9 protein-coding genes are annotated in these 10,345 nt (G+C 45.4%); 2 read left to right on the top strand and 7 right to left on the bottom strand.

The window, feature by feature from the left end; translation table 11 throughout:
- Nucleotides 1-37 precede the first annotated feature (37 nt).
- From CA598_RS25015 to CA598_RS25005, 3 genes are all read right to left on the bottom strand, one after another.
- Entirely contained in the window at nucleotides 38-1,318 is a 1,281-nt protein-coding gene (locus tag CA598_RS25015; protein ID WP_143812452.1) for an ABC transporter permease, read from the bottom strand.
- Nucleotides 1,297-2,037, bottom strand: a complete 741-nt coding sequence (locus CA598_RS25010; RefSeq protein ID WP_179281789.1) for an ABC transporter ATP-binding protein — start codon at nucleotides 2,035-2,037, stop codon at nucleotides 1,297-1,299. The genes CA598_RS25015 and CA598_RS25010 overlap by 22 nt, the downstream gene beginning before the upstream one ends.
- Before the next feature lie 201 nt (nucleotides 2,038-2,238).
- Nucleotides 2,239-3,582 carry an MFS transporter gene (locus CA598_RS25005; protein ID WP_094878275.1) on the bottom strand — a complete coding sequence of 448 codons (1,344 nt, stop codon included), beginning with the start codon at nucleotides 3,580-3,582 and terminating at the stop codon, nucleotides 2,239-2,241.
- Nucleotides 3,583-3,926: 344 nt separating this feature from the next.
- On the opposite strand from CA598_RS25005, the gene CA598_RS25000 reads away from it, so the two are divergent.
- Complete coding sequence (locus CA598_RS25000) at nucleotides 3,927-4,394, top strand: MarR family winged helix-turn-helix transcriptional regulator (RefSeq protein WP_042123913.1); 468 nt, start codon at nucleotides 3,927-3,929, stop codon at nucleotides 4,392-4,394.
- Nucleotides 4,395-4,508: 114 nt separating this feature from the next.
- Here the strand turns inward: CA598_RS25000 and CA598_RS24995 are convergent, their stop codons facing one another.
- The 3 genes from CA598_RS24995 to CA598_RS24985 all read right to left on the bottom strand — a co-directional run bounded on the left by CA598_RS24995 (nucleotide 4,509) and on the right by CA598_RS24985 (nucleotide 7,050).
- Nucleotides 4,509-6,017: an MDR family MFS transporter gene (locus tag CA598_RS24995; RefSeq protein ID WP_094874764.1), complete on the bottom strand. Its 1,509-nt coding sequence runs from the start codon at nucleotides 6,015-6,017 to the stop codon at nucleotides 4,509-4,511.
- A 24-nt stretch (nucleotides 6,018-6,041) separates the two neighbouring features.
- Nucleotides 6,042-6,602 carry a GNAT family N-acetyltransferase gene (locus CA598_RS24990; RefSeq protein ID WP_094878274.1) on the bottom strand — a complete coding sequence of 187 codons (561 nt, stop codon included), beginning with the start codon at nucleotides 6,600-6,602 and terminating at the stop codon, nucleotides 6,042-6,044.
- A 154-nt stretch (nucleotides 6,603-6,756) separates the two neighbouring features.
- On the bottom strand, nucleotides 6,757-7,050 hold the full coding sequence (locus CA598_RS24985; RefSeq protein ID WP_094878273.1) for a hypothetical protein: 294 nt from the start codon (nucleotides 7,048-7,050) through the stop codon (nucleotides 6,757-6,759).
- Between the two features lie 224 nt (nucleotides 7,051-7,274).
- Between CA598_RS24985 and CA598_RS24980 the strand changes: the two genes are divergently transcribed.
- Complete coding sequence (locus CA598_RS24980) at nucleotides 7,275-7,754, top strand: GAF domain-containing protein (RefSeq protein ID WP_094878272.1); 480 nt, start codon at nucleotides 7,275-7,277, stop codon at nucleotides 7,752-7,754.
- An 84-nt stretch (nucleotides 7,755-7,838) separates the two neighbouring features.
- Here CA598_RS24980 and CA598_RS24975 read toward each other — a convergent pair whose 3' ends face one another.
- A complete protein-coding gene (locus tag CA598_RS24975) occupies nucleotides 7,839-10,271 on the bottom strand; it encodes a glycogen/starch/alpha-glucan phosphorylase (RefSeq protein ID WP_094878271.1) in 2,433 nt (810 codons plus the stop codon).
- Nucleotides 10,272-10,345: the final 74 nt, after the last annotated feature.

Below are 10,345 nucleotides of genomic sequence, written 5' to 3'. Positions count from 1 at the left end.
GAAGCTTCTCAATTCACGCTGTTTTTAGTTCTATCTATCAATCTTTGCCCAGCCGGAACGTACCAAATATTCTGCTGATAAAGAGTCCAACCATGTATCCAACCGGAATGAACAAGATGAGCCCCCACCATCCATATAAAGAGAGACAGATCAGTGCGGAGGAAATCATGGTAAAGGGAAGCAATAAGATAGGGACCGCATGCATACCTGCTTCAGCTTTTTGTTCTTTCGTAAACGGAAGGATCCCAATGTAATCATCACCAACAAACAACGACCAGAAAGAGAACAGCCAAAACGTCATAAGCGATGTTAAGACTACAAATCCCAGCCATTTGAACCCCGATGGAATGATAAGGATCGCTACAGCGGACACGGCTGTAAAAGCAAAGTAAAGCTTCAAATGGGCCGGATTCCGCACTAGTGCCTTAATCGCTGCCGCAGAGAACCGGCTCTCGGCAGTCTTTGATTTAAGCAAAGGCTGTGACTTCCGGAAAATCCACGGCTTATGGCGAGTCGGACGAGGTTTATCCAGAACATTGCGAAGCAGTATGGCTGCTATCTTCATTCGCTGCTTGTAGTCTTCGCGCACGTCGTTCATAAATGTCCCACGCATCACTAAGCGACAACGGAAGGCGATTATTGCAACGACTGTAAATACAACCGCACTGAGACAAATGAAGAGCGGATGATCACTCCAAAGGCTAGCTACTCTGAAATAGATAGCGTTCGGGACGGAGATCGCCAGAAACAGCCACAACCAGCGCCGCCAACCATGCTTTTGTACTTTTACAAGATGTCCAAGTAACTTAACACACCAGCTGCACGCCAAGGTCAGAGCGAACAGCGCCCACACCTCCGATGACGTCATCTCAAATCCCCGAATCAGAAAAGGCAATAACAGTGCAAAAGCCACAACGAACTTCAGCGATGTTACAATCAGGCTGTAAAGTAATCCTCGAAATACGATCGTATTTATCCAGCGCTGCCTTTGTCTAAGAAATAATAGATCGCCTTCCTGCAACAATAGCACCAAGCCCCCATTGCAGATCAGAAGTACTAATAATGAAAGAATGAGCATAAACGGCAAATTTTCGCTCCAAGCCGGTAGCCCCTCATTCCAGAATCCATAATACAACCGCCCGCCCAGAAAACCTCCGGGAATAAGAATATATAAGAGCACGGTCCAATCAGCCGCCGTACGGATAATAGCGGATTGCTCACGCCAATGAGAGAATAGCCGCCGTCTGAATAATTGTTTGGCATTAGAAAAAGCAAATGCCCGCTTGCCCTGCTTACTCATGTCAGTTCGTCGAAGCAATCAAACAACGACGCCTCCGGCAGCCCAGCATAATCGCGTATATCTTCGAGTGTTCCCGAGGCGGCAACCTTTCCCCCGGAGATCAGTACGAAATCATCGCATATTTTCTCTGCAGTATCCAGTACATGTGTGGACATTAATACACCAGCTCCACGCTTCCGCTCCGCTTCCAGCAGCCGCAGGAAATCTTTCGTAGCCCGAGGATCTAAACCAATAAACGGCTCGTCCACAATATACACATCCGGCTGTACCAAAAAGCCAAGCATTAGCATCATTTTTTGTTTCATGCCCTTAGAGAATCCAGCTGGAAGATCATTGCGCACATGGCCCATACCAAACTGCTTCAACAGTCTTTCTGCAGTTTCTTCGAACTGTTCGTACTTCAGTCCATAGGCAGCGGCCGCTAAATCCAAGTGCTCCCACAATGTCAAATCCTCATAAAACACAGGTTGCTCCGGTACATAAGCGTAAGATTTATTAACTCCACTAAAAGACACCTTAGCCTTGGTATTCTTCAACAAACCAAGCAGGGTCTTAATGGTTGTACTTTTCCCAGCACCATTAGGTCCGATCAATCCGAGCAGTTGCCCTCGCTTCACTTGAAAAGAAATATCGAATATGCAAGGATCTCCCGCTTCATAGCCAGCTTCATCGATCTCAACATCGAGCACAATGTCGTCGTAGCTATCGGTATCCATCATTGTATCTACCTTCTCCATACTCTCCATCTCCTAAAACTTCTAATAGGTACTATTATAAATTGCATTCTCTATTACGTATATGAATGATATTCAAATGATCAACAGAGGCAATCGCAACTTATCTAATCGTACTATATATTTTCCCTGAAAATAATCAAGCTGCTTTTTTCACAATAATAACTTAAGCCCTGTGCAATAGCGAATAAAAGAAACCTCCCATCAAAGGGAGGTCTGTCCTACAAATTCCATGTTATTCGTCGCAGCTATTCCTTCCTGCTTCTTGATCGCCGCCTCATCCCTGCGTTCGATTTTACCACGCAGCATTAACAACCCTAGTCCTAACAATCCTGTAAGCAAACCAGATAGAATAAAGGCAGATACCGGCCCCGATGCTGTCACTAAGGCTCCACCGGCTACAGGTCCTAGAATAACAGCTGCGCTTGTAAGACTGCCAATGGTTCCAAATACACGACCTGTGTATTCCGCAGGTGTCCGTTGCTGGAGCATTGAATTGAAGGGGATAAACGCTAGTCCTGCACCCACACCAGCAAACATGAAGGACCCAAACAAAGCAATGTTCATCCAGATTCCCGCTTGGCCATGAGCAGTTACGATTCCTGCACCCGAGAAGACAACGCCCATGATAACAGCCCCTAATCCCATAAAAATAAGCGGATGCTTACCACTGCCTAATCGGCTTACAAGCAGCGCAGATAGCAAGGTTCCAAAGCCACTGGCTGCTACACACCACCCCAGCAGATCTCCGTTCACACCTGGAATCTCCCGGAATAACGTTACAATCTGAGAGTCTCCGATCTGTAGCATTAGCAGCACCAGTACCAACATAACAATGCCACACAGCACTACAGGCATTCCTGCAATCACTTGCAGACCTGCCGACATTTCTTGGCGGAAGGATTTACGTACCTCCGTATCCCCCCCGCTTGTTTCCGTATCTTTCTTCTTAATTGCAGCTGTACGCGGTAATCCAAGCAAAATGATCGCCGATAAAACGAATGTAGCAGAATCGATCATATAACAAACAGATATGCCGAAGGCTGCAACTAGCAATCCACCAAGCGCTGGACCCACAATTTTAGTTATCTGCTCTATAGATGAGCTAAGCGCCATTGCTTTATCCATCTGAGCCACAAGCACAAGTTCCTTAATCTTTCCGCTTTTGGCCGGAGAGAACAGCACATCCATACATCCCTTAGCCAGCAGCAGCACATAAACCTGCCACAGCGAGCCTGCAAATACCAAGCAAATAACCACCGCTGCACGGGCTATATCTGAACCAATCATTAGTGCCTTGCGGTTGAAACGGTCACTTAAATAGCCGGCAAACGGACCTCCTAACAGCAGAGGCACAGCCATACATAAAGATAGGGCCGTAATCTCCCATGGCGTAGCATTCCATTTGAATCCTACCATCGTCAATAGTGCCAATATATGCAACCAGTCTCCTATGTTCGATACAAGCTGTGCAGCGATAAGCAACATAAATGGCTTATTCGCGGTTAACTTACTTTCTTTTAAAGCATGAATATGATGTTCCTCCATCCTTCCTTCACTCCCCATTACTATTTCTCGATAAAATAATAGTAAAATATTGGAGAATGAGATTCATCCGTCTCGGGGCGTAAATGGCACTTGAACCGTGGAATGAAATTAATATCCTTTCAGAGACTGAGGTGAAAAACATTCAATTTCAACATATTCAAAAAATTGTTTGATTTTTAATAATTAAAAGTTGCTCATTGTGACAAATCACATGTTCTTCATCCGATCTTTCACGTATTCTATTGTTATCTCAAAGTTCGTTGCACAGGTAAACCGTGCACTAATAGATATGATTACAGAACGTGCGACGAGTTCACATGATTAACGATAAAGGGTGGAGAAGCATGATACAATCTTATGAACGTGATACACAATTAACACTACATTTGTACCGGGTATTTGCCAAATCCTTTAAAAGCATTAATGAGCATGCTGTTACTGGTAGCAAAATTGAAGGTTTTAATCCTACTGCCTTTGCCGTCATGGAAGTGTTGTACTATAAGGGACCACAGCCCATTCAACAAATTGGCGCCAAACTGCTGCTACAAAGCGGCAACGTGACTTACGTAATCGACAAGCTTGAAGAACGCGGCTATTTGCAGCGCAAGCCTTGTCCAAGTGATCGTCGCGTGATTTTCGCGGAGTTGACCGCGGAAGGCGAACGTCTCATGAATGAGATGTATCCGAAATACTCAGAGCGTCTTCATCTTGCTTTCAGCGGACTAAATGATGAAGAGAAGGAACAAATGATCACTCTGCTCAAGAAGATGGGCCTGCAAGCTGAGAAGCTTTCCCCTCTTCCCCGTAAATAGAGCTAGAGGCTAGGCTGCTTTTTACTTCATATGTGTTAGACAAGCTGTTATCGCACGAAGAAGCCCGACCGGTAAATACCCGGTCGGGCTTCTTTATATGATTTAGAGAATGAGTTATGCCTTTTTCAAAGAAGAAGTAGCATCCTCTACCGAAGGTACACCCTTTCGCAAACCCCAAGATATAATTAGTGATAAGACAGCGAATACTGCCATCACGATGAATAGTGAATGAAGTCCTCCTTCAAGTGCACCACGCAAACTGTTGGATACTTCACCAGACAGGTTAGTTCCTGTATGCGAGCCGAGCAGCTTATTAATATCTTCACCTGTTACGTTTGAATCCGGTTGTTTTCGCAACAGTTGATCAATATTCAAGTTCAGCCAAGAACCAAATATAGCTACCCCAATGGTCTGACCCAGTGAACGGGTAAATGCATTAAGCGCTGTGGACGCACCACGTTGATCGTACGCAACCGAAGATTGAGCGATAATCGTGAAGACCGTAGAAGAGTATCCGAAGCCTACTCCACAGACCAGCATTAAGCCTAAGAGTATTAGCTGCGAAGATTCTCCAGTCAAGAAGACCAGTCCAATTGCTCCGGCAGCAATCATCATCAACCCAAGCATTGCCGTCCGGCGAGAACCCGCGCGCAGAATCATCCGTCCACCTGCTATTGACCCAAGCATCCAACCTACAGACATTGGTGCAAGCAGCAAACCTGAGATTGCAGCGCTTTTTCCAGATACGCCTTGCACCCATAAGGGGATATACGTAGAAAGTCCAATAATTAAGGTACTTACCAGCAGGTTAGCACCCGTTGATACCGCGATGTTACGGTTTGAGAATAAATTCAGTGGAAGCATAGGCTCTGGTGCACGGCGCTCCACAAACAGAAATAGAATTAACAGGATAACCGCTGCACCCAGTGTTGCCAGTAGTAATGGAGAAGTCCATGCCAGGTTCTGTCCTCCAGTGGACAGTCCAAAGAGTAAAGCCCCCATGCCTGCTGCGAACAGAAGAACACCTGCCACATCGATTTGTGTCTTCCGACGCACCTTCTCTTCTTTCAGATAACGTGCAATAAATACCATGGCCAATATGCCAAATGGAAGATTGAATACAAATACCCAGCGCCAGCTTAAGTAATCTACCACATAGCCACCAAGCAGTGGCCCTACCAAAGAGGAAATCCCCCATACAGAGCTTAGCAGCCCTTGTGTCTTTGCTCTTTCTTCAATGCTGTAAATATCACCGATAATAGTAAAGGTCATTGGAATAAGTGCACCCGCACCGATCCCCTGTATCGCGCGAAACAGGATCAGCTGTTCCATACTTTGAGATATGCCGCATAATAATGAGCCTAGTAAAAAAACAGCCGCTCCCCACATGAATACAGGTTTGCGTCCGAACAGATCACTGATTTTGCCAAAAATAGGTGTAGTAATAGCCATTGCCAGTAAATATGAAGTAAATATCCAGCTCAGCCACTGCATTCCCTGAAAGTCGCCTACAATCGCCGGCCCGGCTGGTCCTGTTACAGTCCCCTCAATGGCCGCCAGAAACGTGGCCAGCAGTACCCCTGTTAATATTAGTTTACGTTCTAAATCCCCTGTTGACTTCAATGTTCCAAACCCTCTCTTTATGTATTAAGTGGATTGCCACTCCTCGCGCAGTAAAGCATAGAGAGCAGTATCCTGAAAGCCGGAAGCGATCTGCCTGTATTGACGCAGTAAGCCTTCCTTCTGAAATCCAAGCGTATGAACCAGCCTCTCCGCACGAATATTATCTGGATGACAGAACGCTTCAATCCGATTCAAGCCCATAATATTGAAACCAAAATCGAGTACAAGACCAAGTGCTTCTTTCATATATCCAAGCCCCCAAAAGGCAGGCGACAGATCACAGCCTATTTCACCACGGTAAGCCCCCTGAAGCTGCCAATGGTTATACCCACAGCTACCTATGACTTCCTCCCCAGGTCCAATAATACTCCAACGTAAGCTCTCCTCTTCCTGAGCCATCTGTGATAGAAGGTCTATAAGCTGCTTCGTCTCTTCTATAGAGGATAATGCCGGTGCACCCAGCCAGAGAGTAACTTCCGGATCAGACCAAACCTGAAATAACGCTGACGCATGCTCTGTAGTCATAGCACATAATTTTAATCTTCTACCGGTCAGTGTAGGTGTCACTCCATTGCATGGATACAATTCTCTGCTCCCCCTTCAACCTATCAATTATACATCATTCAAAAGTATTTCCTTAAGCTAAAAATTCTAATTTCTTTAACATTTTATATGTGAAAAACGTCTGGATCAGGCGGCACACTCACCACTTGATCCAGACGCTTTTGAATTACCATACCTAATTAACGATTCTATTCTCTCCATTCGCGACTTCACTACACAATACCTGAAGTTTGGCTCGAATATCCTTGAGCTCTTCAATACCCGTGCCAGTAATACTGTACCCTTCACTATGTGCAGTCAGAAAGTTGTCCAGCGTCAGCTTTTCCAATTCCTGTTTCACTTCGCGTTCTCCTACACGATACCCCATGTCTTCCAGTCCGAGCAGCATCTCCGAGATCGTCACATCTTTATCATGTGCACAATAAAGCATGTGAATTCCTATGAACAAGTTCTGTACATCAGCGCGCATATTCCACTCCTTCTGGCTACAAAGCCTTCAGTATTTACTTTGCATTACCCTATGACAGTTCATTGGAAACATCAGCCTAAGGGTTCAGCGCTACTGAGGGATCATAGACCCACCAAAATATTACAAAATAATGTTGTGTCTTGACGTACCCCGCATAGCTGTACTATGTTGTTAGTTACAGTTCTGGTTTCATATTGACTTTAAAGTAAGGAAGGTGATGCTTCATGTTTCAAGCTATGCCCTATGATGGAACGCGCAGCGAGCAGTTTGAAGCGGTTCTAAGTCAACTCGAAGCATTGATGAAGGACGAACCCAGTGCAATAGCCAATCTAGCTAATGCTTCGGCACTGCTTAAACACGCCCTGCCAGATACAAATTGGGCCGGTTTTTATTTATTTGACGGTAAGGAGCTAGTACTCGGACCTTTTCAAGGCCTCCCTGCATGCATTCGAATCCCACTCTCTCGCGGGGTGTGCGGAACGGCAGCCGCAGAGCGACGCACACTTGTAGTAGGAGATGTGCATGCATTCCCAGGTCATATTGCCTGTGATGCAGCTTCTAACAGCGAGATTGTTATTCCTCTACTAAAGGATGACCGCCTGCTTGGCGTGCTTGATATCGACAGTCCGCTTAAGGATCGCTTTGATGATGAGGAACGCCGGTTTCTGGAGCGGTTCGCAGCTTTAGTATCGGAAGCTATCTAACAATCTCTTCTTTTTATATCCCATCAGAAAAAGGCTGTCTTATTTGTAGGGGTTACCTACTTATAAGACAGCCTTTCGTTGATCCTACAGTCGAACTGGACTAATGTTCCAAATCTCAGCTGCATAGCGACTAATTGTGTTATCGCTGGAGAATTTACCGGAATGACCAATATTAATAATGGACTTCTTCAGCCATTCCTGCCGATTGCGGTATGCCCGATCAATTTCGACGTGCGTCTCAACGTAACTGGCGAAATCCTTCAGGACAAAAAACTCATCGTTATTATCCAGAAGAGAGTGGAAGATACTCTCAAACTCCGTAGCGTGACAACATATAGGTCCTGGTTTGATTAACTGATCCAGCACTTCTTTCACACGACTATCCCCGTTGTAAATATCACGCGCATGATAACCGCCATGCTGGTAGTAATCCATGACCTGCTCCGCGCGAAGTCCGAACAGGAACATATTGTTGTCTCCCACCATTTCATGCATTTCCACATTTGCGCCATCCATCGTCCCTACCGTCAATGCACCGTTCATCATAAACTTCATATTCCCGGTACCGGATGCTTCTTTGCTGGCTGTAGAAATCTGCTCACTGATGTCCGCTGCAGGAATGATCTTTTCTGCTAGAGATACCGAATAATTTTCAAGGAAAAAGATACGAATCTTCCCTTTAACATCCGGATCTTTATTGACTACCTCCGCAACTGTATTAATCAGTTTGATAATCCGCTTCGCCAGATGATAACTTGGCGCTGCCTTTGCTCCGAATATAAACGTGCGTGGAACCATATCCATCGAAGGATTATCTTTGATTTGATTGTACAAATGCAGAATATGCAAAATATTAAGCAACTGGCGCTTGTAAGCATGCAGACGCTTCACCTGTACATCAAAGATAGAGTCAGGATCGACATGTACGGAATGCTTGCTGTAGATGTACTCTGCAAGACGAAGCTTATTCTGGCGCTTTATATTGGCTACTTGTTCCTGGAAGGAACCATCCTCACAATATTTAATCAAGCCAATCATTTCTTGAGGATGGCTGACCCAACGGGTCCCTATCGATTGATTGATCAAATTAGCCAGATCTGGATTGGCATGCAGTAACCATCGCCGATGGGTAATTCCGTTCGTCTTATTATTGAAACGGTGTGGATACATTTCATTAAAAAGCCGCATCTCGCGCTTCATTAATATTTCTGTATGCAACGCCGCTACTCCATTGACACTATGGCTCGCTACAATCGCCAGATGAGCCATCCGAACCTGATCATCATGAATAATCGCCATCTGCGCAATTCGATCCTGATCCCCCGGATAACGACTCATAAGTTCGCCACAGAAGCGCGCATTGATCTCTTCAATGATAAGAAAAATACGTGGCAGTAGCTCCCTAACCATTTGAATAGGCCATTTCTCAAGCGCTTCGCTCAGAATAGTGTGATTGGTATAAGAGACCATACGCGTCGTGATACTCCATGCCTCATCCCATCCTAAACCATGTACATCCATCAAAATCCTCATCAATTCAGGAATCACCAACGTTGGATGTGTATCATTAATATGAAGAGCAACCTTGTCTGGCAGCGATTCTATAGGAATCCCAAGCTTAGCATAGGTACGCAGAATACTTTGCAGCCCCGCACTACAGAGGAAATACTGCTGCTTCAGGCGAAGCAGCTTGCCTTCGTATTGAGAGTCATCTGGGTACAGAAACTCCGAAATGGATTCTACAGAACGCTTATACTCCAGAAACTTATGATAATCCGTCCCGCCAAAAGAACCAAAGGTTCTAGAGGGATGGGTAATGGATTCTGCACTCCAGTTACGCAATGTATTCACATGCCGGCGATCTGCACCAATGATAGGGACATCATAAGGCACTGCACGAACAGCCTCATATTGCGTATGCTCGAATACGAGCCGTCCGTTCTCTTCGCGGGTCTCAATAGTCCCCCAGAACCTAACTTCAACCTGCTTGTCTTCGCGGCGCACTTCCCAAACATTATCATTCTGCAGCCAGTAATCAGGAAGTTCCACTTGATACCCATCAACGATCTTCTGCTCGAACAGGCCATATTTATACCGTATACCACAGCCATGTCCCGCATATTGCAGGGAAGCGAGTGAGTCCAGGAAGCAGGCAGCCAAACGACCGAGACCTCCATTCCCTAACCCAGCGTCCGACTCCTCCTCCTCTATATCCTGCAAGCAAAAGCCAAGGTCCGCTAAACCTTCACGTACTACTTCCAGTACACCCATATTCAGCAGATTGTTCCCTAAAAGCCTACCGATCAAGAACTCCATTGAAAAATAATAAACCTGCTTATCTTTATCGAGCTTATATTTCTGGTTCGTTTCCGCCCAATTTTTTCCGGCGTTCTCACGAATCATGTTGCCCAGTATTTTATAGACATCGGCATTCGAGGCTTCCTCAAGCGGTTTACCTAATTTACCAATGAGGGTCTCACGGAATACCTGTTTGAAAGATTCTTTATCGTTAAACAACAGTAGGTCCTCCTGACAAATGCTTTTATTAGAAGTGCAGCAGACTGTGCCATCAGATCAGACAGGTTAATACT

Origin of the sequence: Paenibacillus sp. VTT E-133291, from assembly GCF_002264395.1 — a bacterium.
GTDB lineage: Bacteria > Bacillota > Bacilli > Paenibacillales > Paenibacillaceae > Paenibacillus_AQ > Paenibacillus_AQ nitricinens.
This window is presented reverse-complemented; position numbering and strand designations above follow the sequence as displayed.

Coding starts and splice junctions, on each gene's coding strand:
- CA598_RS24980 (WP_094878272.1), top strand. CDS start 7,275: ATGTTTCAAGCTATGCCCTATGATGGAACGCGCAGCGAGCAGTTTGAA.
- CA598_RS25000 (WP_042123913.1), top strand. CDS start 3,927: ATGATACAATCTTATGAACGTGATACACAATTAACACTACATTTGTAC.
- CA598_RS25010 (WP_179281789.1), bottom strand. CDS start 2,037: ATGGAGAAGGTAGATACAATGATGGATACCGATAGCTACGACGACATT.
- CA598_RS25005 (WP_094878275.1), bottom strand. CDS start 3,582: ATGGAGGAACATCATATTCATGCTTTAAAAGAAAGTAAGTTAACCGCG.
- CA598_RS24985 (WP_094878273.1), bottom strand. CDS start 7,050: ATGCGCGCTGATGTACAGAACTTGTTCATAGGAATTCACATGCTTTAT.